Source organism: Conexibacter stalactiti, from assembly GCF_033542075.1.
Classification (GTDB): domain Bacteria; phylum Actinomycetota; class Thermoleophilia; order Solirubrobacterales; family Solirubrobacteraceae; genus Conexibacter; species Conexibacter stalactiti.
Genome location: NZ_JAWSTH010000107.1, coordinates 1 through 21604 on the forward strand (window position 1 = coordinate 1; position 21604 = coordinate 21604).

Below are 21604 nucleotides of genomic sequence, written 5' to 3' on the forward strand. Positions count from 1 at the left end.
CGCCGCCGTCGCGCGTGCTGCCGCGGCCCGCGCCGGCGCCGCGCGCGCCGCGGCCGCCCGTGCCGACGCCGACGTGCTCGTCGACAAGCGCCGCGGACTGCCGGCTCGCTACGTCCCACGCGACCTCGTCGTGCCGCGCGTGCGCTTCCTCGCCGGAGTGCCGCAGGAGGCGCAGCGGCTGCGCCGCCGGCCGGCGCGAGCGCTGGAGCGCTTGTTCGCCGCCGCGCGCCGCGACGGCGTTCCGCTCGCCGCCGTCTCGGGCTACCGCTCGTTCGGCTCCCAGCGGGCGCTGTTCAGCGGCTACGCGAGCGAGCGCGGGGCGGAGAACGCATCCCACGTCAGCGCCCGCGCCGGCCACAGCGAGCATCAGACCGGCCTCGCGATCGACCTCGCCGGCGCCGACGGCCGCTGCGCCGCGACCGGCTGCTTCGCCGGCAGTCGCCCGGCCCGCTGGCTCGCCGCCCACGCCGCCGAGCACGGCTTCGTCGTCCGCTACCCGCGTGGCCGTGAGCGCGTCACCGGCTACGCCTACGAGCCGTGGCACCTGCGCTGGGTCGGCGTCGAGCTGGCGAGCGAGTCGATTCGCTCCGGTCGCACGCTCGACGAGCTGCTGCGCTGAGGTGGTGGCGGAACCGCCCGGCACGCGGGCGAATCCGCCATCACATCTAACGCTCGACCTGAGCCTGAGGGTTATCTGATCTGCACACCCGAGATCGCGCGCGCGATCACGAGCCGCTGGATCTCCGAGGTGCCCTCGAAGATCGTGTAGATCTTCGAGTCACGGTGCATCCGCTCGACCGGGAACTCGCGCGTGTAGCCGTTGCCGCCGAGGATCTGGATCGCGCGCTCGGTCGCCCACACGGCAACCTCACCGGCCTTCAGCTTCGACATCGATCCCTCGGCGTTTCTGAACGGGATCTGGTTGCGGCCCATCCACGAGGCGCGCCAGACGAGCAGGCGGGCGGCGTCGATCTCCAGCTTCATGTCGGCGAGCGCGAACGCGATCGCCTGGTTCTCGATGATCGCGCGGCCGAACTGTCTGCGCTCTCTCGCGTAGTCGAGCGCGTACTCGTAGGCGGCGCGCGCGATCCCCAGCGCCTGCGCGCCGACGGTCGGGCGCGACGCCTCGAAGGTCGCCATCGCCGCCTGCCCGCGCGACTTTCTGCCCTCACGGGCGCGCGCGAGCTTCTCGTCGAGCTTCTGCTTGCCGCCGAGCAGGCAGGAGCCGGGGATGCGGCAGTCGTCGAGGAAGACGTCGGCGGTGTGCGAGGCGCGCAGGCCGTGCTTTCTCAGCTTCGTGCCCATCTCGAGGCCGGGCGTGTTCGGCGGGATGATGAACGAGGCCTGGCCGCGCGAGCCCAGCTCCGGATCGACGGAGGCGACGATCACGTGGACGTTGGCGATGCCGCCGTTGGTCGCCCACGCCTTCTGGCCGTTGAGGACCCAGGTGTCGGTCGCCTCGTCGTACTTGGCGCGCGTGCGCAGGGCGGAGACGTCGGAGCCGGCGTCGGGCTCGGAGACGGCGAAGCAGGCGATCTTGGGATCGTCGGCGGTGCCGAAGCACTGCGGGATCCACTCGCCGATCTGCTCACCGGTGCCGTTGGCGAAGATGCCGGCGGCCGCGAGCCCGGAGCCCATGATCGCCATGCCGATGCCGGCGTCGCCCCAGAACAGCTCCTCGTTGACGAGCGGCAGCGAGAGGCCGGTCGGGTCGGCGAAGAACTGCGCCAGCCCCTCGAAGCCGTAGAGGCCGATCTTCGCCGCCTCCTGGATGATCGGCCACGGCGTCTCCTCGCGCTCGTCCCACTCCGAGGCGGCCGGGCGCACGACGTCTCTGGCGAAGCCGTGCACCCAGTCGCGCACGTCCTTCTGGTCCTGCGTCAGCTCGAGCGAGAAGGTCACCTCGCCGGCGGCGGGCGTCTCCTGCAGATCCGTGATGGCTTCCATGAGGGGGCAGTCCTTTGTGAACTCGGGCGTTCCGACAACCTGTCAGCGGCAGGGTACCGCCGCTGACAGGCGCGGCGCGCGGTTCAGGCAGCCCAGTCGAACGGGATCGGACGGCCGAAGCGGAAGCGGTTGTCCGGGTCGTAGCGGCGCTTGAGCGTGCCGAGCCGCGCGCGCCCCGCGGGCGTGTACGCCTGCGCGAGCCGCTCGGGGCCGCTGACCAGCTCGCCGAGGAAGCTCGGCAGCGGCGCGCCGGCGACGTGCGGGGCGACCGCCTCGAACAGCTCCGCGATCGCGCCGCGGGCCGCCTCGCCGGCCGGACCGGGCGGCGTCACCGCCTCGGCGTGGAACAGCAGCTCGCCGGCCGGCCGCGCGATCGGCCCGGGCAGGCCCTCGCGGCCGAGCGCGCCGCCGAGGTGGCGCAGCTCGACGACGGCGAACGGCCGCTCGCCCTCCGCCGTCGCGGCCAGCAGCGCCTGCAGCGCGGGCGTCAGCGCGCCGACGACCTCGGAGTGGCCGGCCGCCGGCATCGGGTCGGCCGGCTCGATCGCGACGTGGCCGAGGTCGCCGATCGTCAGCGGCCGGAAGCCGTCTATGAGCGGATCGCCGAGCGTCCGCAGCGGCGCCAGCAGCGCCTCTGCCGCCGCCGGGTCGGCGAGCGCGCAGGCGCTGATCGAGACCGCCGTGACGCCGCGCAGCGGCTCCGGCACGAACGGCGCAGCCGGGATGCGGACGACCGCGAGCGCGCTCGTGACCTCCTCGGGCGCGGTCGCGATCCAGTCGGCGTAAGCGGCGATCACCTGGGTGGCGCGCGCGCCGGGGTAGAGGATCTGCCCGCCGAACAGCGCCGGCGCCTCCACCAGCTGCAGCTCGAGCGCGACGACGACGCCGAAGTTGGAGGCGCCGCCGCGCAGCGCCCAGAAGAGGTCGGGCTCCGCGTCGGCGGTGACGCGCAGGTGGGTCGCGTCGGGCAGCACGACGTCGAGCGCGCGCACGCTGTCGACCGCGAGGCCGTGCTTGCGGCCGAGCCAGCCGAGTCCGCCGAGCAGCGTGTAGCCGACGACGCCGACGTGCGGGTTGAAGCCCAGCAGCGGCGCCAGCCCGTGCGGCGCGACCCGCGGCAGCACGTCGGTCCAGTCCGCCCCGGCGCCGATCCGCGCGACGCGCAGCACGGGGTCGACCTCGACGTCGCGCAGCCGCCCCGTGCAGACGAGCATGCCGCCGTCGCAGGTCTCGGCCGCGCCGTGCCCGGTCGACTGGACCGTGACCGTGAGGCCGTGCTCGTGCGCGAAGCCGAGGGCCGCGACGACGTCGTCGCCGTCGGCCGCCTCGACGACGAGCGCGGGACGCTGGTCGAAGGTCAGGTTCCAGCTCGCGCGCAGCGTGTCGTAGCCGGGATCGGAGGGCGTCGCGAGGGTCCCGTCGAGATCGACGCGCAGCGCTTCGATCTCGACGGCGGCGGGGAACGGGATGGCGGAGGTCATGCCGAGGACCGTACGGCCGAGCAGCCACCGCCGACATCGGGGAAACCCCCTAGAGAATTCCTCAGGTGTCGCTTCGACGTCGACGCGCGCCGGCTCGGTCGTCGCACGGAGCGCTACAGCCAGCCGCGCTCCTCGGCCAGCCGGATCGCCTCGATCCGGCTGCCGGCGCCGAGCTTGCCCATGATCGTCGAGAGGTGGTTGCGGACGGTGCCGTGGGAGAGGTGCAGCGCGACGGCCAGCTCGGCGATCGTGCCCTCGCTGCGGGCGGCGGCGAGCACCTCGCGCTCGCGCGCGGTCAACGGGTTCTCGCCGGCCGACAGCGCGGCGGCCGCGAGGCCGGGGTCGACGATCCGCTCGCCCGCGACGGCGCGGCGGATCGCCGCCGCCAGCTCGCTCGCGGGGGCGTCCTTGAGCATGAAGCCGGCGGCGCCGTCGGCCATCGCGCGGCGCAGGTAGCCGGGGCGCCCGAAGGTCGTCAGGATCACGACGCGGCAGTGCGGCAGCGCCGTGTGCAGCGCGGCGGCGGCGTCGAGGCCGGTCATCCCCGGCATCTCGATGTCGAGCAGCGCGACGTCGGGACGGCTGGTCGCGGCCGCGCCGACGACCTCGTCGCCGCGCCCGACCTCGGCGACGACGACGATGTCGTGCTCCAGCCCCAGCAGGCTCGCGAGCGCGCCGCGGATCATCGCCTGGTCCTCGGCCAGCAGCACGCGGATCATCGCGCCGGCACCGTCACGGTGAGGCGGAAGCCGCCGTCGGGCGGCGTCTCGGCGTCGATCCGGCCGGCCAGCTGGGCGGCACGCTCGCGCAGCCCCTCCAGCCCGTTGCCGGGGCCTCCGGGCGCGTCGCCGCGAACGCCGCGGCCGTCGTCGCGGATCTCGGCGCTGGCGACGCCGGAACCGTTGACCGGCGCGATCGCGATCGCGCAGCGACGCGCGCCGCTGTGGCGGATCACGTTGGTCGTGCCCTCGCGGACGGTCCACGCCAGCAGCGCCTCGACCTCGGCCGGCAGCTCCGGCGCGCGCTGCTCCAGGTGCAGCTCGATCCCGGCGGCGTCGAGCGCCAGCCGCGCGCCGGCCAGCTCGCCGGCGAGCGTCGGTCTGCGGTAGCCGCTGACGGTCTCGCGCAGCTCGCCGAGCGCGGCGCGCGCGACCTGCTCCAGCTCGCGCACGTGGCGCTGCGCCTCCTGCGGCTGCCGCGGCAGCAGCCGCCCGGCCAGCTCGGCCTTCAGCGTGACGACCGAGAGGCTGTGGCCGAGCACGTCGTGGAGGTCGCGCGCGAACCGCTCGCGCTCGGCCTCGACGGCGAGCTGCTCGATCGTCTGCCGCGCCGTCTGCAGCTGCACGTTGGCGGCGATCAGGCGGCCGAGCGCCAGCATCAGCGCCCCGACGCCGAGCGCGCTGACGGCATACGTGACCGCCCCTTCCGCGCCTTGGCCGAGCGTCAGCACGAGCGCCGCGGCGGCGCTGGCGAACAGCAGCGGGACGGCATGCCTGGTCGGCAGGTGCAGGCCCGACAGCACCGAGGCGTAGCTGAAGAGGATCGCCCACGCCGGCGTCACGACGACCGTCAGCAGCGCCGCGATCGCGGCGATCGCCGCGAAGCTGAGGTAGACCGGCCGCAGCTCATGCCGCTGCTGCGGCCCGCAGTTGGGCGGTCGCATCACAGCGGTCAGGTAGAGCGCGACGGCGACGCCGAACAGCACCGAGGCGAGCATCGCTCTCCACCACGCCGGCGACGAGCCGACCGTCTCGACGATCGGGATCGCCAGCCAGCCCATTCCCAGCAGCACGCCCGCGAGCTGCTTGCGCGCCTCCGTCGGCGTCGGGTCGGTGACGGTCGCGGCGAACACGTCGTAGGAGCGTGAACTCATGCTGAGGACCCTATGCGCGGCCCTCGGAGGGAGGAAGTGGCGGGCGTCCGGATCTGACCATGACATCTGTCACGGGCCGCGCCAGCGTCAGCGGTGAGCGGCGCGCGCCCCTGCGATACTCGAACGATGTCGATCGACTCCCCTGAGGACCTCGCCGGGATGAAGGCAGCCGGCGCCGTCGTCGCCGCCACGATCAGAGAGTGCCGCCGCGCCGCCCGCGCCGGCATGACGACCGCCGAGCTGGACGCCGTCGCGGCGCGCACCTTCGCGCGCATGGGCGCGCGCTCGGGACCGATCCTGACGTACGACTTCCCCGGCACGATCTGCATCTCGGTCAACGACCAGGTCGTCCACGGCGTCCCCGGCAACCGCCGGCTGCGTGACGGCGACCTGCTGAAGATCGACGTGACCGCGGAGCTGAACGGCTACTACGCCGACGCCTGCGTCAGCGTGCCGATCGGCAGAGCGAAGCCGGCGAGCGCGCGCCTCGCCGCCGCCTCGCAGGCCGCGCTGCTGAGAGGGATCGACGCGGCTCGCGCCGGCGCGCCGCGCAACGCGATCGGCGCCGCCGTCGAGGCCGAGGTCGAGAAGCGCGGCTTCAGAGTGATCCGCGACCTCAGCGGCCACGGCATCGGCCGCAGACTCCACGAGAAGCCCGACGTGCTCAACTACCCGGACCCGGCCGACGACGAGCCGCTGACGGAGGGGCTCGTGATCACGATCGAGCCGATGATCTCGGCCGGTTCGACGGTGCTGGAGGAGCTGGAGGACGGCTGGACGCTCGTCACGCAGGACGGCGCGCGCTCGGCCCACTTCGAGCACACGATGGTGATCCGCAGAGATCAGCCGGCGCTGGTGCTGACCGCCTGAGGCCATGAGCGAGCAGGCCGCCCCGCGCGAGCTGACGATCGACGAGCTGGCCCGCGAGACGGGGATGACGGTGCGCAACATCCGCGCGCACCAATCCCGCGGGCTGCTGCCGCCGCCGCAGGTGCGGGCCCGCACCGGCTACTACGGGCCCGAGCACGTCGCGCGGCTGCGGCTGATCCAGGACATGCAGGCCGAGGGCTTCAACCTGAAGGCGATCGAGCGGCTCGTGACCGCCACGCCCGGCGGCGGCGAGCAGCTGCTCGACTTCGGCCGCGCCGTCCTGAGCGCCTTCGGCGACGAGGAGCCGGAGCTGTTGTCACGCCTGGAGCTGGAGGCGCGGATGGGCGGCCCGGACCCGAAAGCGCTGAAGAAGGCGCTGCGGCTGGGGGTCGTCAGAGCGATCGCCGACGACATGTTCGAGGTGCCGAGCCCGACGCTGCTGCGCGCCGGCACCGAGCTGGTGCGGATGGGCGTCCCGGCGCCGCACGCGCTCGCCGTCGCCGAGCAGATCCAGCGCAGCACGCGCTCGATCGCGGAGGCGTTCGCGAGACTGTTCATCGTCGACCTCGCGGGCGGCAACATCGACCCCGAGCGGCGCAGCCCCGAGGAGTGGGCGCAGCTCAACGAGGCGCTCGCGAAGCTGCGCCCGCTCGCGACCGAGGCGGTCGCCGCGGGCTTCCAGCAGGAGATGGGCCGCGTCGTCGAGAAGCAGCTGCAGCGGGTCCTCAAGCACCCCGAGGTGATGAAGCGCCCCGAGGTGCTGAAGCGGCTGGCCGGCTGACGCCGCCGGCCAGCGCGGCGAAGCCCCCACGCCAGCTCGGCTACGCCGGGGTCTGCCACCTACACCTGGCAGATAGCCAGATATGAGCGGTATTTCGCTCATATGAGTGAAATACCGCTCATTAGGCGTTAGTCTCATCGCATGGACCTGTCTCGTCCCTACAGCGCGGTCTCGCCGAGCCTCGATGGCGACGTGCTCGCCGTCCTGGCCGGCACGCAGCGACCGCTGACCGGCCGCGAAGTGGCGAGACTTGCTCGTCGTGGCTCGCAACGCGGCGTCTTGGTCGTGCTCGAGCGACTCGTCGTCCACGGCTTGGTCGATCGTCAAGAGGCGGGCCGCGCGCTGCTGTTCACGCTCAATCGCGAGCACGTCGCAGCACCGGCGGTCGAGACGCTCGCGGATTTGCGTCGCGAGCTGCTGGCGCGGATCGGTGCGGTGGTCGCAGGGTGGGTGCTGGCGCCGTTGCACGTCTCCGTCTTCGGCTCATTCGCGCGGCACGAAGGCGATCAGCGGAGCGACCTCGACCTTCTCGTCGTTCGCCGCGCAGCCGTCGCCGCGGACGAGGCGAGCTGGCGAGAGCAGCTTGACGCGCTCGCCGATCAAGTGCTCCGCTGGTCCGGCAACGTCGCGAGCATCACGGAGATCAGCGAAGGAGATGCGGGGTCGCTGCGGCAGGAGCGCCCGCCGATCGTCGAGGAGCTTCTGAACGACGCAATCGTGCTCTACGGCGAACCGATCCAGCGCCTGCTCCGCGCGGAGGACTGATGGCGCGGAGATCCGGTCGCACACAGCCGTGCTCGGCGGGCGACGCGCGCACCCGGCGCAGTCATGCGCGCAAGTTCCTCGAGGCGGCCGAGTTGGTGGCGCTGGAAGAGCCGGACAACCCGGAGTCGGCCAACGTCGCTGCGTCCCTTGCCGTGCTCGCTGGCATTGCTGCGTGCGATGCGGCCTGCTGCGCCGCACTTGGCCGGCGTCCGCGAGGGCAGGACCACCACGACGCGGAAGCGCTCGTCGCCGAGATCGCACCCGGAGGCGCTGACGCGGCGAGACAGCTCCGGCGGGTGCTCAACCTCAAGGACAGCGCGCAGTACGGCTTCATCCATCTGTCCGGCGCCGAGCTGCGCGGAGTGTTGCGTCAGGCGCAGCACCTGATCGACTTCGCCGAACAGGTGCTGCGGCGCTGAAGTCGCCCCTTACGACGGGAACTTCGGCAGCGGACCGCCGGCGTCCCGCTTGATCATGCCGTTGTACATCTTGCGCGCCTGGGTGCTGTTGGAGCCGGCGAGGTTGCGCACCTCGCGGCGGTCGCGGCGGAGGTTGTACAGCTCCGGTCTGCCGCCCTGGTTGTCGGCGACGTACGACCAGTTTCTGTCGCGCGCGAAGACGATCGAGCTGTAGGCGCCGGTGACGTAGTCGCGTCTCTTCTTCGGCTGCTTGCCCTCGGTCAGCGGCAGCAGGTTGGCACCGTCCATCCACTCCGGCTTCTCCAGCCCGGCGGCCGCCAGCAGCGTGGAGGCGACGTCCTCGGTCTGCGAGTAGAAGTCGGTCGTTCTGCGCGCGCCCTTGCCCTCGGGGTGACGCAGCATCATCGGCACGTGGATCAGCTCCGGGTGCAGCTCCCAGGCGAACTTCGCGACGTAGCCGCGCTCGCCGAGCAGGAAGCCGTGGTCGCTGAGGAACATCACGACGGTGTCTCTGTCCAGCTCCAGCTCGTGGAAGCGCTGCATGAAGTTGCCGAACCAGCGGTCGGCCATCGTCAGCTCGGCGTAGTACAGCGCTCTCATCTGACGCACGTCGGCGGCGCTGAGGCCGTTCGACTTGGCCGTGCCGTTGAGGACCGTGCCAGGGTTCCAGGCGCGGTTGAGCGAGCCGCCGTGGAGCTTGATGTATCTCGCCGGCGGATCCCACGGCTCGTGCGGGTCGAAGCAGTCGATCGCGATCGCGAACGGCTTCTTCGACTTCTTGCCCTCCTCCAGCAGCTTCATGCCGGCGGTGAAGACCTTCGCCGGCAGGTACTCGTCCTCGCCGCGGCGGCCGGCCATGTTCGCCAGGTACTGGCGCATCTTCTGGCCGGAGCTCGACTCGAGGATCTTCGGCGCGACCCACTTCGCCAGCTCGGCGTCGCTGATGATGCTCTCGTTCGCCGTGACGGTGCCGGTCTGCCCCTTGATCGGCACGTATCTGTCGAAGTCGCGCAGGAACGGCTCCTGCGAGCCGACCATCGTCCACGGCGTGTCGACGGCGTATCCGGTCCAGTAGCCGGCCCGCTTCAACGTCGAGATCATGTTCTCGTCCGGAACCGGCTGCCAGCCGGGCGTGCCGGGCATGTCGGCCGGCGCCTTCCAGTCGCGGAACGGGAAGAGGCGCGAGCCGCCGAAGATCGTCGCGCGCGCCGGCCCGGTCGGGAACGACTCCGGGTAGCACTCGGTGAAGCGCAGCGAGTCGCGCGCGAGCGCGTCGAGGTTGGGCGTGTGCGCGTTGCGGCGGCCGTAGGAGCCGAGCGCGTCAGCGCGGACCGAGTCGATGATGACGAGCAGCAGGTTGGGCACCTCGCCCTTCTTCACCTGCTTGGCGAATCTCGTCGCCGTGCGCGGCGGCTTGGCGGCGATCGTCGCCGTGACGGAGCGGGCGGCCTGGGCGGTGCCGTCGCCGCTGCCGCAGCCGGCGACCCCGAGCGCGCCGAGTCCGGCAGCGCCGGCGCCGGCCAGGCGCAGCAGGTCTCGTCGATCGATCTCGTGGTCCATAGAGGGGTGCCTCCGCGGCTTCGGTGCGTCGTGGGGGGTCCTCGATGGAACCCTTCTGAGCGGGCATCGATGCGCCGCGCTGCCTCCATGTTATGAAACGCGCCCGCCGGACCCGCCGCCGCCGCGACGGGCCCGCGCGAACGCGTCAGCTTGCGGACGCGGCGGCGCGCGTCGGCGGCAGCGGCGTCAGCCGCGGCTCGATCTGCGCCCGCTGCGGCTCCAGTCGCGGCGGCAGCACGAGGCTCTGGCCGAGCGATTCGAGCGGCTCGTCGCTGGTGAACCCCGGTCCGAGCGTCGCCAGCTCGAACAGCACGCCGCTCGGCTCGCGGAAGTAGACGCTTCTGAACCAGAAGCGGTCGACGAGGCCGGAGGTGTGCGCGCCGGCTCTGCGCACGCGCGCGTCCCAGGCCTCGATGTCGTCGTCGTAGGCGGCCCAGGCGATGTGGTGGACGGTCCCCGCGCCGCCGAGGCCACGCTGCTCGGGCGCCGCGTCGTAGGCGTAGAAGCCGCCGCGCTGCTCGCCGCGCGCCTCCCACTGCGTCGTCGAGTCGGCGTCGGCCGGTGTGAAGCCGAGCACGTCGCGCAGCAGCGGCGCGCTGCGCTCGGGCGCGGCGGAGTAGGCGCGCACGCCGGCGAAGCCGCGGATCGCGTGCTCGGCCGGCACGTCGGGGGAGATGGCGGTCAGCGGCGGATCGCCGCTCTCGTCGACGATCAGCTCGTAGCCGAGCCCCTCGGGGTCGGCGAAGGAGAGCGACCGCTCGCCACGCTCGCTGTCGACCTGCTCGTCGGCGAGCCGCAGGCGCCAGAAGTCGAGCGACGCCTCCGAGCCGACGCGCAGCACGATCGTGTGGACCATGCCGGCGCCGGCGCGGCCCTGGCGGGCGCCCGGGTACTCGAAGAAGGTGAGGTCGGCGCCGGGGCTGCCGGCCTCGTCGGCGTAGAAGAGGTGGTAGACGGACGGGTCGTCCTGGTTGACCGTCTTCTTCACCATCCGCAGCCCCAGGACCCGCACGTAGAAGTCGACGTTGCGCGGCGCGTCCGCGGTGATCGAGCTGATGTGGTGGATGCCTTCGAGCTGCATGGCGTGCCTCCGCTCCCGGCTGAAAGAAGTTGTTGACTACGCAACTACTTTACCACGGGAGCGGAGCTGTCGCCGGCTGCGAGTCGCCGCGGGGTCAGTCCCCGATCAGCAGCTTTGCTCTCTTGAGCGAGGCCGAGGCCGCGTCCAGCTTCCGGTCGGCCGCGCGCACCTCTCTCAGCACGGCTCTTCTGCTCTCGCCCTCGAGCAGGCGGGCGAAGGCGCGGTTGAGGCTCGTGTAGCCGTCTTCCAGCTGCCCCAGCGCGGTGAGCAGCGCGCGCTTGGCCTTCGCGTACGGCTTGCTCGACGGCTCCTCCGCCTCGACCGCCTCCTGGTATCGCTCGATCTGGGTGAGCTGGCGTCCGGTCGCGCTGCGGAGCTTCTTCAGGTCGGCGTCGGAGCCGCTCTTCCTCCACGCGTCCGTCGCCTTGTTGAAGGCGTTCAGCGCTCTCGTGCCGGAGCGCTCCTGGTGCTCGACGGTCTGCTTCAGCGACGCGTCGTCGGCGACGGCCGGCGCGGCGGCGGCGCCGCTCAGCGCGAGGGCGGCGAGAGCAGTCGAAATCGTCTGTTTCACAGCGAACCTCCTCTTCTCGGATTGTCGTGTCGGCACTCCTTCCACGAGTTCTCGCGTGCCAAACGTGACCAAAGCTGCCCAGACCTGAGCGGCTGAACCATCCGCGGGAGCCGGCCGTACCCTTGGTGTGCCCGCGATCCTCCTGACCGGCGCCTCCGGCTATGTCGGCGGCCGCCTCGCGCCGCGCCTCGCCGGCGCCGCCGACGCCTCCGACGACGGTGAGCTGCGGCTGCTGATGCGGAGACCCGACCGCGCGCAGGCGCCCGCCGGCGCGCGGATCGTGGAAGGCGACGCCGTCAGCGGCGACGGTCTCGACGCCGCGCTCGACGGCGTCGAGACGGCCTACTACCTGATCCACTCGATGGGCCGCGGCGGCGGCGGCGACTTCGAGGCGCGCGACCGCCGCGCGGCGGAGAACTTCGGCCGCGCCGCGGCAGCCGCCGGCGTACGACGCGTGATCTACCTCGGCGGGCTCTCCTCCGACGACGCCTCCTCGGCTCACCTGCGCAGCCGCGACGAGGTCGCGCGCACGCTCGGCGAGCACGTGCCGGAGTTCGTCCATGTGCGCGCGGCGATGGTGATCGGCGCCGGCAGCGCCTCCTTCCAGATGCTGCGCGCGCTCGTGCGGCGGCTGCCGGCGATGATCTGCCCGCGCTGGATCGACACGCGCACGCAGCCGATCGCGATCGACGACGTCGTCGGCGCGCTCGCCGCGCTGCGCGACCGCGGCGACGTCACCGGCGACGTGCAGCTCGGCGGCCCGCAGCCGCTCAGCTACCGCGCGATGATGGACGAGACCGCCGACGCGATGGACCGTCGCCATCCGCTGGTCGTGCGCGTGCCGGTGCTGACGCCGCGGCTTTCCTCCTACTGGGTCCAGCTCGTCACGCCGGTCGAGACGGCGTTGGTGCGGCCGCTCGTCGATGGCCTGCGCGAGGAGATGCTCGTGCGCGAGCCGCCGCCGCCCGGGGTCAACGACGACCCGCGCGACTTCGGCACGGCCGTGCGCGCCGCGCTCGCCGGGCGCTGACTACCGGCGCACCGTCACGACCGCCGCACCGTCACGACCGCCGTCCTGACGACCGCCTTGCCGCCCTTCGGCGTGAAGCTGACGCGCAGCGAGACCTTCGCCGTGCCGGCGCGCTTCAGCGCCCTTCTCGCCGCCGCGCTCGGGACGATCGCGACCGACCGCGCGCCGGCCTTGACGCTGATCGCCTTCGCCGTCTGGAACCACGTGACGCGCTTGCCGCCGACGGTCGCCGTCGCGACGACGCGCACGCCGCCGGCCTTCGGCAACGACAGCGTCAACGCGATGCGGCCGTTTCTGCCGGCCTTCGCGCGCTTGATCGCGAACGGCGTCGTCGTCGCGACGCGCGGCGGGTCGGCTCTGACGGTCGGCGGGGGCGTCACGAGGGCGGGCGGGGGCGTGCCGCCGCCGTCGGTCGGCGGCGGCGTCTCCGTCACGCCTCTGCTCGCGACGGCCGGCTGGCGCACGCTGCCGCCGATGCCGATGACCGGCGACGCCTGCGGCTGCAGCGGATAGTGCCCGGCCGGCTGGTAGCCGTCGCCGAGCTGCCCGGCCGCGCCGTCGCCGACGCAGCGGACAGCTCCGGCGTCCACCGCGCAGCCGTCGCCATCCGGCAGCGGCGGAGCGCTGAGCGCGACCGTTCGTGCGTAGTTGCCGTGGTGGTCGCCCCAGCAGGCGAACGACTCGTCCGCGAGCTCAGCGCAGATCGAGAAGCGGCCGTCGAGGAACAGCTCGTCGACGCCGGCGAGCGGGGTGCCGCTCTCGTAGGTGACGGGGACCGGGTCAGTCGAGCCGAAGTCGACGCTGCGCCAGCCGACGCCCAGCTGGCCGTAGTCGCTCAGGCCCCAGCAGCTGACGGTCATGTCGACGAACAGCGCGCAGCTCGCGTTGTCCATCGTGACGACCTGCACGGCCTGGCTGGTGCCGGCGATCACGGCCGGCGTCGCGAGGTCCTCCCAGCGGGCGGGCTCGGTCGGGGTCTCTCTGATGTACCGCGCGCCCCAGCAGGCGACGTTCGACGTCAGCGTCACGGCGCACGTGCTCTTGAAGCCGGCGGCGACGTGCACGGCCTGGAGACCGGGGATCGTCACCGGCGTCGCGCGGTCGCTGAGCGAGCCGTTGCCGAGCCGGCCGTTCTCGCCCTCGCCCCAGCAGCTGACCTGGACCTCGACCAGCGCGCAGCTGTGCTTGTCGCCGACGGCGACCTCGTCGGCGAGCGGGAGCCCTCTGACCGCGGCCGGCACGATCCGGTCGACGGTGGTGCCGTCGCCGAGCTGCCCGCGGTCGTTGGCGCCCCAGCACGTGACCCCGGCGTCGTGGATCACCGCGCAGCGGTGGTCGCTCGCGCCGTTGGCGACCGCGACGGCGCCGTTGACGCCGGTGACGGCGACGGGTGTCGTCGTGGACGCCGCGCGATCGCTGCCGAGCTGGCCGGCTCTGTTGTCGCCCCAGCAGAGGGCGATGCCGTCTGCTCTCAGGGCGCAGGCGTGCGCGCCGCCGACGGTGACCGCCGTCGCGTCGGTCAGGCCCGCGACCGCGACCGGCGTCGGGCTGCTGGAGACGGTGCCGCGGCCGAGCTGGCCGCTGACGCCGCTGCCCCAGCAGACGACCGTGCGATCGCCGCGCAGCGCGCAGGTCTCGTCGCCGCCGGCCGCGATCGCGGTGACGCCGCCGAGCCCCGGCACGTCGCGCCAGTCGGCCGGCGCCGCGGTGCTGCCGAGGCCGAGCTGCCCCTGGTCGTTGGCGCCCCAGCAGATCACGGTGCCGCCTCTGCGCAGCGCGCAGGCGTGCTCGTCGCCGGCGGCGACGGCGACGGCGTCGGTGATCGCGGGGGACAGCACGAGCGCGAGCGGCAGCCCCCAGCAGCTGACGGTGCCGTCGTTGATCGCGGCGCAGGTCGACCGCGCGCCGGCGTCGAGCGAGACGACGCCGACGGAGCCGAGGCCGTCGTAGCCGCCGGACTGGCCGACGGCGTCGCTGCCCCAGCAGCTGACGGTGCCGTCTCTCAGCAGCGCGCAGCTGTGCTGATCGCCGGCGGTGACCGCGGCGGCGTTCGCGACGCCGTTCACGGGCACCGGGACGTAGTCACCGCCGGAGCCGTCGTCGCCGAGCTGCCCGGCGCTGTCGTCGCCCCAGCAGGCGACGGCGCCGTTGCCGCGGACGGCGCAGGCGTGGCTCTCCCCGGTCGCGAGGTCGACGGCGTCGCCGAGCGCATCGACCGGGACCGCGCTCAACGACGCGTCCGGGCTCGTGCGGCCGAGACGGTCGCCGGGACCCCAGCAGAGGACCTGGCCGTCGTCGCGCAGCGCGCAGCCGAAGTCGCCGCCGGCCTCGAGCGTCCGCGCCGAGGCGGCCGTCGACAGGATGGCGCCGGCGAGCAGCGTCAGCAGCAGGGCGAGCAGCGCGAGCGAGCCGCGCGCGCGGCGGCGGAAGGTGAGCATGGTCCAGGTCCCCTTCATCTGCGGACGGCGACGGTCGTGGTCTTGACGACGGCCCTGCCGCTCTTCGGCGTGAACGTCGCTTTCAGCGTCACCTTCACGGCTCTGCCGCTCTTCTTGAGCGCTCTGGCAGCGGCTGCGGTCGGCGTGATCGAGATCGCCTTGCTGCCGGCCTTGACGCTGATCGCCCTGGCGGTCTGGAACCACGTGAGGCGCTTGCCGGCGACGGTCGCGGTCGCGGCGAGGCGCACCGCGCCGGCGGCCGGGATGGTCAGCGTCAGCGCGACGCGGCCGCTTCTGCCGGCCTTGACGCGCTTGATCGCGAACGGCTTGGCCGTCGTCGCGACGCTCGGCGGATCGGCTCTGACGGTCGGCGGGAGCGCGATCAGGCCGTCGCTGGGCGGCGGCGTCTCGGTGACGCCTCTTCTCGCCGCCGGCTGGCGCACGCCGCTGAGGCCGGCGACCGGCGCCTGGTGCGGCTGCAGCGCGAAGTGGCCGGTCGGCTGGAAGCCGTCGCCGAGCTGGCCGCGCGCACCGTCGCCGACGCAGCTGACGGCGCCGCCGCTGAGCGCGCAGTGGTTCGCCAGCCGGGGGAAGTCGCTGCCGGGGATCGCTCTCGCCCAGATGCCGTAGCCATCGCCCCAGCAGAGGATCGTCCCGTCCTCGCGTCTGGCGCAGGTCGAGTACTCGCTGACGGCGGCGATGTCGACGACGTCCTCGATCGAGATGCCGGTGGCGTCGGCGACCATCGCCGGGTCGGTCGCGCCGCCGGGGTAGCCGGTCGCGCCGTTGCCGAGCTCGCCGCGGTCGCCGCGGCCCCAGCACTTGACCATCTCGTCGATGTTCAGCACGCAGCTCGCGGTCGAGTTGACGACGACCTCGACGGCGCGCTCCGTCCCCGGGATCGCGACCGGCGTCGGCTCGTCGACCGTCGCCCCGCTGTCGCTGCGCCAGCGCGCGCCCCAGCAGCTGACGGTCGCTCTGAACGTGATCGCGCAGCTCTTGTCGTAGCCGGCGGCGACGGCGGCGGCGCTGAGGCCCGCCACTGTCACCGGCACGGCGCTGGCGGTCGTCGTGCCGTCGCCGAGCTTGCCGTGCGCGTTCTCGCCCCAGCAGCGGACCGCGCCGGTCAGCAGCGCCGCGCAGCTGTGCTTGCTGCCGGCGGCGACGGCGCTGGCGCCGGGGAGGCCGGAGACCGCGGTCGGCGTCCCGCGGTCGGCCGTCGTCCCGTCGCCGAGCTGGCCGGAGCCGCCCACGCCCCAGCACTTGGCGACGTCCTCGACGACCGCGCAGCTGTGGTTGCCGCCGCGGTTGGCCGCCGAGAGCCCCGAGGTGACCTCGGTGCTGACGACGGTCGCGCCGGCGGTCTCCAGCGCGAAGACCGGCGTCGCCGAGGAGCTGGCGGCGCCGTTGCCGAGGCGGCCGTCGCTGGCGTCGCCCCAGCAGACGGCGGTGCCGTCGGCGCGCGCCGCGCAGGCGTGGGCGGTTCCGACGGCGATCGCGGTCGCGTCGACCAGTCCCGCGACCGTCGTCGGCACGAGGTTGCGGTCGCGGCTGCCGTCGCCGAGCTGACCGCGCGTGCCCTCGCCCCAGCACGCGACCGTGCGATCGCCGCGCAGCGCGCAGCTCTCGTCGCCGCCGGCGGCGATCGCGGTGACGCCGGTCAGGCCGCGCACCTCCGCCCAGGCGAGCGGGCTCGTGTCGCTGCCGATGCCGAGCTGCCCGCGGCCGTTGGCGCCCCAGCAGATGACGGTGCCGCCTCTGCGCAGCGCGCAGGCGTGGTCGTTTCCGGCGGCGACCGCGGCCGCGTCGGTCAGCGCCGGCGGGGTCGCGGTCGCGTCGTCGCCCCAGCAGCGGACGGAGCCGTCGGCGAGCGCGGCGCAGGTCGACGCGGCCGCGGCGTCGAGCGAGACGACGCCGCTGACGCCGTTCCCGGTGCCGCCGCCGGTCTGGCCGTCGTCGTCGCTGCCCCAGCAGCGGATCGTCGCGTTCCTCAGCAGCGCGCAGCTGTGGCTGCCGCCGGCGGCGACCGCGACGGCGCTGTCGACCCCGCGGACGGCGACCGGCGCGACGCGGTCGTCGCTCGTGCCGTCGCCGAGCTGACCGGCCGCGTTGGAGCCCCAGCAGCCGATCCGTCCGTTCGCGCGGACGGCGCAGCCATGCGCGCCGCCCGTCGCGACGTCGACCACTCTGCTGACCGAGGCGACCGGAAGCGCGCTGTTGGAGCCGTCGGGCGTGCCGTCGCCGATGCGGCCGGCGGCGCCCCAGCAGAGGACGCGGCCGTCGTGGCGCAGCGCGCAGCTGAAGTCGCTGCCGGCGGCGACCGTCGCCGACGACGCCGCGGGGGCGAGCGCCGCGCCGGCGAGCAGCGTCAGGAGCAGGACGATGAGCGCGGCAGACCGGCGGCCGCGGGCACGGAAGGCGATCATGGCCGTCCATGATTTCCAGCGCCGAGGTGCCACGCAATGGACTCAGGTCCATCCGCGCCGGTAAGGTCGGCGGAGCGGAGGGCGTCGGCGAACGGGGGATCGATGGGCATCAAGGCAGCGGTGCTGGGGCCGGGCAACATCGGCACCGACCTGCTCGTCAAGCTGCAGCGCAGCGCGGCGATCGAGACGGCGCTGATGGTCGGCGTCTACGACGACTCGCCGGGCCTTGCGCGGGCGCGCGAGCTCGGCGTCGAGACCAGCTCGCGCGGCCTCGACGCGGTGCTCGAGCGCGACGACGTGGCGCTCGTCTTCGACGCGACCGGCGCCAGACCCCACCGCGAGAGCGCGCCGCGGCTGACGGCCGCCGGCAAGGTCTGCGTCGACCTCACGCCCGCGGCGCTCGGGCCGTACGTCGTGCCATGCGTCAACCTCGACGAGCACCTCGATGCGCCCGACCTCAACATGGTCACGTGCGGCGGGCAGGCGACGATCCCGATGGTGCACGCGATCGACCGCGTCGCCGACGTCGCCTACGCCGAGATCGTCGCGACGATCTCCTCGCGCAGCGCCGGCCCCGGCACGCGCCAGAACATCGACGAGTTCACCGAGACGACGGCGCGCGGGCTCGAGCGCGTCGGCGGCGCCGACGAGGGCAAGGCGATCATCATCCTCAACCCGGCCGAGCCGCCGATCCTGATGCGCGACACCGTCTTCGCGCAGGTGCGCCGCCCCGACGCCGGCGCAATCGAGACCTCCGTGCTGGAGATGCTGGAGCGGATGCGCAGGTACGTGCCGGGCGTGCGGCTGCGGCTCTGCGACGTCGACGGCGAGCTCGTCACGGTGCTGCTGGAGGTCGAGGGCGCGGGCGACTTCCTGCCGCCCTACGCCGGCAACCTCGACGTGATGACGGCCGCGGCGGCGGAGGTCGGCGAGCGGGTCGCGGAGCGGCTGCTGGCGGGGCGCGGGGCGGAGGCGACGGCATGATCACGCTCGTCGACTCCTCCTTGCGCGACGGGATGCACTCGGTCGGGCACAGCTTCACGCCCGAGCAGGTCGCGGCCGTCGCGGCCGGGCTCGATCGCGCCGGCGTCGACGCGCTCGAGGTCTCGCACGGCGACGGCGTCGGCGGTTCCTCGATCCAATACGGCCGCGCCGCCTTCTCCGACGACGCGCTGATCGAGGCGGCGGCTGGGGCGGTCTCGCGCGCGCGCATCGCGGCGCTGCTGCTGCCCGGGATCGGCACGCTCAGACGGCTGCGGCGCGCGCAGGCGCTCGGCGCCTCGATCGCGCGCGTGGCGACCCACTGCACCGAGGCCGACATCGCCGAGCAGCACATCGCCTGGGCCGCGGAGCACGAGATGCAGGCGATCGGCTTCCTGATGATGAGCCACATGATCGGCCCGGCCGAGCTGGCGGCGCAGGCGCGGCTGATGGAGTCCTACGGCGCGACCGTCGTCTACATCGTCGACTCGGCCGGCGCGCTCGTCCCGCGCACGGCGGCCGAGCGGGTCAGCGCGCTGCGCGAGGCGCTGCGGCCCGAGACGGCGGTCGGCTTCCACGCGCACAACAACCTCGGCTGCGGCGTCGGCAACGCGCTCGCCGCCGCCGACGCCGGCGCGAGCTGGCTCGACGGCTCGCTGCGCGGCCTCGGCGCCGGTGCCGGCAACGCGCAGCTGGAGGTGCTGGCGGCGGCGCTGGAGCGCTCCGGGCTGGAGACGGCGGTCGAGCTGTTCCCGCTGATGGACGTCGCCGAGGAGGTCGTCGCGCCGCTGATGGCGCGGCCGCAGATCATCGACCGCACCGCGTTGTCGATCGGCTACGCGGGCGTCTACTCGTCGTTCCTGCTGCACGCCGAGCGCGCGGCGGCGAAGTTCGGCGTCGAGCCGCGCGCGGTGCTGATGGAGCTGGGCCGCCGCCGGATCGTCGGCGGCCAGGAGGACATGATCATCGACGCCGCGGCCGAGCTGGCGGAGCGCTAACGCTCCAGGTTGCGTCCGTCGGCGGCGCTGAAGAGGTGCAGCGCGGCGCCGTCGAGCGCGAGCGTGAGCGGCTGGCCGACGGCGGCCGGGGAGACCGCCTCCAGCCGCACCGTCAGCATCCCGTGCTGCGCCTCGCTCGTGCCGGCCAGCTCGTCGAGGCGGGCGTCGTCGACGACGCCGCGCTCGATCGGCAGCGCCGCGAACGACTCGGCGCCGAGCGCTTCGAGCACCTCGACGGTGGCGGTGAAGGTCGCGCTGTCGCCGGAGGTCGCGGGGGCGCCGCTCGCGACCTCCCTGAAGGCGTGCGGCCGCACGCCGGCGATCAGCGGCTCGCCGTCGCGCAGGTCGAGCTGGGCACGGCGCTCGCGTGTCAGCGGCACGCGCGCGAACGGCAGCACGACCGCGTCCTGCTCGATCCGCGCGCCGACGAGGTTCATCGCGGGCGAGCCGATGAAGCCGGCGACGAAGACGTTGGCGGGGCTGTTGAACAGCTCGCCGGGCGCGCCGGCCTGCTGCAGTCTGCCGGCGCGCATCACGATCACGCGGTCGCCGAGCGTCATCGCCTCGACCTGGTCGTGGGTGACGTAGAGCATGGTCGACCGCAGGCGCCGCTGCAGGCGCGCGATCTCCATCCGCGTCTGCACGCGCAGCTTCGCGTCGAGGTTGGAGAGCGGCTCGTCCATCAGGAAGGCCTTCGGCTCGCGCACGATCGCGCGGCCCATCGCGACGCGCTGGCGCTGACCGCCCGACAGCTGCGCCGGCTTGCGCTCCAGCAGCCTCTCCAGCCCGAGCGTCGTCGCCGCCTCGCGCACCTTCGTCGCGGTGTCGGCCTTCGAGGTGCCGTTGAGGCGCAGCGCGAACGACATGTTCTGCGCGACCGTCATGTGCGGGTACAGCGCGTAGTTCTGGAAGACCATCGCGATGTCGCGGTCGCTGGGGGAGCGCTTGGTGACGTCGTCGCCGTCGAGCACGATGCGGCCGTCGCTGACCTCTTCGAGTCCGGCGACCATCCGCAATGCGGTCGACTTGCCACAACCCGACGGGCCGACGAGGATCGCCAGCTCGCCGTCGTGCACCGTCAGGTCGAGTGAGGTGACGGCTTCGGTGCCGTCGGGATAGCGCTTGGTCACGCCCTCGAAGACGATGCTGGCCATTGCTGCCTCCTGCGGTCGGGTCGGATCAGACGGGGGGAGCGGATCGGCCCGCGCCGGATGCGGCGGCGGGCGCGGGAAGGTCGATGCGGCGGCCGCCGATCCAGACGGCGCGCACGTGCAGCTCGTCGTCCCACCAGACGAGGTCGGCGCGGCGGCCGGCGGCCAGCTCGCCGCGGCTGGCGTCGCCGAGCGCGGCGGCGGGGACGGCGGTCGCGGCGGTCAGCGCGGTCGCGCGGTCGATCCCGAGCGCGACGGCGTTGCGGACCGCCTCGTCGAGGTGAAGCGCGGAGCCGGCGAGCGTGCCGTCGGCGAGCGTCGGCGGCCCGTCGGCGCGCGCGAACGCCTCGACGTTGCCGATCCTGAACGGGCCGGGCGCCATCCCGGCCGCGGCGACGGCGTCGGAGACGAGCGCGATGCGGCCGGGCGCGGCGGCGAAGGCGAGCCGCACGGCGTCGGGCGCGACGTGCTGGAGGTCGGCGATCAGCCCGCTGACGAGCAGCTCGTCGACGAGAGCGCGCGCCGGAAGGCCCGGCTCGCGGTGGCTGAAGGCGCGCTGCGCGTTGAAGAGGTGGGTGACGAGGCGCGCGCCCTGCCGCGCGGCGGCGGCGGTCGCGGCCGCGGTCGCCTCGCTGTGACCGAGCGAGACGGTGACGCCGGCGGCGGTCAGCCGCGCGATCGCCGCGGCCGCGCCGGGCAGCTCGGGCGCGAGCGTCACGATCGCCAGCGCGGAGAGGTCGGCGCCGTCGAGCAGCGCGTCGAGCGCGGCGGCGCTCGGCTCGCGCAGCAGCGCCGGATCGTGCGCGCCGGGGCGCAGGGGGGAGAGGAAGGGACCTTCGAGATGCGCCCCGAGCGGCAGCGCGACGGGCGCGTCCGCGCCACGCTCTGCGTCAAGCGCGCCACGCTTTGCATCACCTGCGCCGCGCTCTGCGTCAGCCGCGCCGGCGCCGGCCCCCAACGCGCCCATCGCCACCGCGGTCGCCGCTATCGCAGCGCGCTGGCTCTCCACCGGTGCGGTGATGAAGGTGGGGCAGAAGGCGGTCGTGCCGTGGGCGGCGACGTGCGCGGCGACACGGCGCCAGCCGTCGGCGTCGGCGTCCGCGAAGTCGACGCCGACGGCGCCGTTGAGCTGCAGGTCGATCATCCCGGCGGTCAGCAGGCCGCCGTCGAGCGCGAGCGTCTCGCCCGCGCCCGCCGCGCCGCCGCCCGCCGCGCCGCCGCCCGCCGCGCCG

The 21604-nt window shown here is 73.8% G+C and carries 19 protein-coding genes; 8 read left to right on the forward strand and 11 right to left on the reverse strand.

Annotation, left to right across the window (positions count from 1 at the left end; translation table 11 throughout):
- Positions 1-619 (forward strand): M15 family metallopeptidase (locus tag R7226_RS26145; RefSeq protein ID WP_318600330.1); only part of this gene is annotated, 619 nt, incomplete at its 5' end.
- A 71-nt stretch (positions 620-690) separates the two neighbouring features.
- Here R7226_RS26145 and R7226_RS26150 read toward each other — a convergent pair.
- The 4 genes from R7226_RS26150 to R7226_RS26165 all read right to left on the reverse strand — a co-directional run bounded on the left by R7226_RS26150 (position 691) and on the right by R7226_RS26165 (position 5301).
- Positions 691-1947 carry an acyl-CoA dehydrogenase family protein gene (locus tag R7226_RS26150; protein ID WP_318600331.1) on the reverse strand — a complete coding sequence of 419 codons (1257 nt, stop codon included), beginning with the start codon at positions 1945-1947 and terminating at the stop codon, positions 691-693.
- An 83-nt stretch (positions 1948-2030) separates the two neighbouring features.
- Positions 2031-3428 carry an FAD-binding oxidoreductase gene (locus R7226_RS26155; protein ID WP_318600332.1) on the reverse strand — a complete coding sequence of 466 codons (1398 nt, stop codon included), beginning with the start codon at positions 3426-3428 and terminating at the stop codon, positions 2031-2033.
- Between the two features lie 113 nt (positions 3429-3541).
- Entirely contained in the window at positions 3542-4147 is a 606-nt protein-coding gene (locus R7226_RS26160) for a response regulator transcription factor (protein ID WP_318600333.1), read from the reverse strand.
- Entirely contained in the window at positions 4144-5301 is a 1158-nt protein-coding gene (locus R7226_RS26165) for a sensor histidine kinase (protein ID WP_318600334.1), read from the reverse strand. The genes R7226_RS26160 and R7226_RS26165 overlap by 4 nt, the downstream gene beginning before the upstream one ends.
- A 126-nt stretch (positions 5302-5427) precedes the next feature.
- Between R7226_RS26165 and map the strand changes: the two genes are divergently transcribed.
- The 4 genes from map (at position 5428) to R7226_RS26185 (ending at position 8136) form a co-directional block, all read left to right on the forward strand.
- Positions 5428-6171 (forward strand): type I methionyl aminopeptidase, encoded by a 744-nt coding sequence (gene map, locus R7226_RS26170; protein WP_318600335.1) that lies wholly within the window; start codon positions 5428-5430, stop codon positions 6169-6171.
- 4 nt (positions 6172-6175) lie between these two features.
- Complete coding sequence (locus R7226_RS26175; RefSeq protein ID WP_318600336.1) at positions 6176-6952, forward strand: MerR family transcriptional regulator; 777 nt, start codon at positions 6176-6178, stop codon at positions 6950-6952.
- 192 nt (positions 6953-7144) lie between these two features.
- Positions 7145-7717, forward strand: coding sequence for a nucleotidyltransferase domain-containing protein (locus R7226_RS26180; RefSeq protein ID WP_318600337.1), 573 nt, complete (start codon positions 7145-7147; stop codon positions 7715-7717).
- Positions 7717-8136 carry a hypothetical protein gene (locus tag R7226_RS26185; RefSeq protein WP_318600338.1) on the forward strand — a complete coding sequence of 140 codons (420 nt, stop codon included), beginning with the start codon at positions 7717-7719 and terminating at the stop codon, positions 8134-8136. The genes R7226_RS26180 and R7226_RS26185 overlap by 1 nt, the downstream gene beginning before the upstream one ends.
- Positions 8137-8145: 9 nt before the next feature.
- Here the strand turns inward: R7226_RS26185 and R7226_RS26190 are convergent, their stop codons facing one another.
- The 3 genes from R7226_RS26190 to R7226_RS26200 all read right to left on the reverse strand — a co-directional run bounded on the left by R7226_RS26190 (position 8146) and on the right by R7226_RS26200 (position 11348).
- Positions 8146-9696 carry a sulfatase gene (locus tag R7226_RS26190; protein ID WP_318600339.1) on the reverse strand — a complete coding sequence of 517 codons (1551 nt, stop codon included), beginning with the start codon at positions 9694-9696 and terminating at the stop codon, positions 8146-8148.
- Between the two features lie 145 nt (positions 9697-9841).
- Positions 9842-10777: a ring-cleaving dioxygenase gene (locus R7226_RS26195; protein WP_318600340.1), complete on the reverse strand. Its 936-nt coding sequence runs from the start codon at positions 10775-10777 to the stop codon at positions 9842-9844.
- Between the two features lie 94 nt (positions 10778-10871).
- Positions 10872-11348, reverse strand: a complete 477-nt coding sequence (locus R7226_RS26200; RefSeq protein WP_318600341.1) for a hypothetical protein — start codon at positions 11346-11348, stop codon at positions 10872-10874.
- Between the two features lie 127 nt (positions 11349-11475).
- Here R7226_RS26200 and R7226_RS26205 point away from each other — a divergent pair, with 127 nt between their 5' ends.
- Positions 11476-12378, forward strand: coding sequence for an NAD(P)H-binding protein (locus R7226_RS26205; protein WP_318600342.1), 903 nt, complete (start codon positions 11476-11478; stop codon positions 12376-12378).
- Between the two features lie 14 nt (positions 12379-12392).
- On the opposite strand, the gene R7226_RS26210 is transcribed toward R7226_RS26205, so the two are convergent.
- Both R7226_RS26210 and R7226_RS26215 read right to left on the reverse strand, forming a co-directional pair.
- Positions 12393-14816 (reverse strand): RCC1 domain-containing protein, encoded by a 2424-nt coding sequence (locus R7226_RS26210; protein ID WP_318600343.1) that lies wholly within the window; start codon positions 14814-14816, stop codon positions 12393-12395.
- Positions 14817-14830: 14 nt separating this feature from the next.
- A complete protein-coding gene (locus R7226_RS26215) occupies positions 14831-17242 on the reverse strand; it encodes an RCC1 domain-containing protein (RefSeq protein ID WP_318600344.1) in 2412 nt (803 codons plus the stop codon).
- Positions 17243-17344: 102 nt separating this feature from the next.
- Here R7226_RS26215 and R7226_RS26220 point away from each other — a divergent pair, with 102 nt between their 5' ends.
- Positions 17345-18226 carry an acetaldehyde dehydrogenase (acetylating) gene (locus R7226_RS26220; protein ID WP_318600345.1) on the forward strand — a complete coding sequence of 294 codons (882 nt, stop codon included), beginning with the start codon at positions 17345-17347 and terminating at the stop codon, positions 18224-18226.
- Entirely contained in the window at positions 18223-19221 is a 999-nt protein-coding gene (gene dmpG, locus R7226_RS26225) for a 4-hydroxy-2-oxovalerate aldolase (protein ID WP_318600346.1), read from the forward strand. Before R7226_RS26220 ends, dmpG begins: the two co-directional genes overlap by 4 nt.
- Here the strand turns inward: dmpG and R7226_RS26230 are convergent.
- Both R7226_RS26230 and R7226_RS26235 read right to left on the reverse strand, forming a co-directional pair.
- The gene (locus R7226_RS26230) at positions 19218-20375 is read right to left on the reverse strand and encodes an ABC transporter ATP-binding protein (protein ID WP_318600347.1); all 1158 of its coding nucleotides are present in this window, start codon (positions 20373-20375) and stop codon (positions 19218-19220) included. The two genes, dmpG and R7226_RS26230, sit on opposite strands and share 4 nt — an antisense overlap.
- Positions 20376-20400: 25 nt before the next feature.
- Positions 20401-21604: N-acetylglucosamine-6-phosphate deacetylase (locus R7226_RS26235; RefSeq protein WP_318600348.1), on the reverse strand; the 1204-nt coding region annotated here is incomplete at its 5' end.

Excerpts from the sequence above, each read along its gene's own strand:
- R7226_RS26150 (WP_318600331.1), bottom strand. The coding sequence starts at position 1,947 with ATGGAAGCCATCACGGATCTGCAGGAGACGCCCGCCGCCGGCGAGGTG.
- R7226_RS26155 (WP_318600332.1), bottom strand. The coding sequence starts at position 3,428 with ATGACCTCCGCCATCCCGTTCCCCGCCGCCGTCGAGATCGAAGCGCTG.
- R7226_RS26160 (WP_318600333.1), bottom strand. The coding sequence starts at position 4,147 with ATGATCCGCGTGCTGCTGGCCGAGGACCAGGCGATGATCCGCGGCGCG.
- R7226_RS26165 (WP_318600334.1), bottom strand. The coding sequence starts at position 5,301 with ATGAGTTCACGCTCCTACGACGTGTTCGCCGCGACCGTCACCGACCCG.
- map (WP_318600335.1), top strand. The coding sequence starts at position 5,428 with ATGTCGATCGACTCCCCTGAGGACCTCGCCGGGATGAAGGCAGCCGGC.
- R7226_RS26175 (WP_318600336.1), top strand. The coding sequence starts at position 6,176 with ATGAGCGAGCAGGCCGCCCCGCGCGAGCTGACGATCGACGAGCTGGCC.
- R7226_RS26185 (WP_318600338.1), top strand. The coding sequence starts at position 7,717 with ATGGCGCGGAGATCCGGTCGCACACAGCCGTGCTCGGCGGGCGACGCG.
- R7226_RS26190 (WP_318600339.1), bottom strand. The coding sequence starts at position 9,696 with ATGGACCACGAGATCGATCGACGAGACCTGCTGCGCCTGGCCGGCGCC.
- R7226_RS26195 (WP_318600340.1), bottom strand. The coding sequence starts at position 10,777 with ATGCAGCTCGAAGGCATCCACCACATCAGCTCGATCACCGCGGACGCG.
- R7226_RS26210 (WP_318600343.1), bottom strand. The coding sequence starts at position 14,816 with ATGCTCACCTTCCGCCGCCGCGCGCGCGGCTCGCTCGCGCTGCTCGCC.
- R7226_RS26215 (WP_318600344.1), bottom strand. The coding sequence starts at position 17,242 with ATGATCGCCTTCCGTGCCCGCGGCCGCCGGTCTGCCGCGCTCATCGTC.
- R7226_RS26220 (WP_318600345.1), top strand. The coding sequence starts at position 17,345 with ATGGGCATCAAGGCAGCGGTGCTGGGGCCGGGCAACATCGGCACCGAC.
- dmpG (WP_318600346.1), top strand. The coding sequence starts at position 18,223 with ATGATCACGCTCGTCGACTCCTCCTTGCGCGACGGGATGCACTCGGTC.
- R7226_RS26230 (WP_318600347.1), bottom strand. The coding sequence starts at position 20,375 with ATGGCCAGCATCGTCTTCGAGGGCGTGACCAAGCGCTATCCCGACGGC.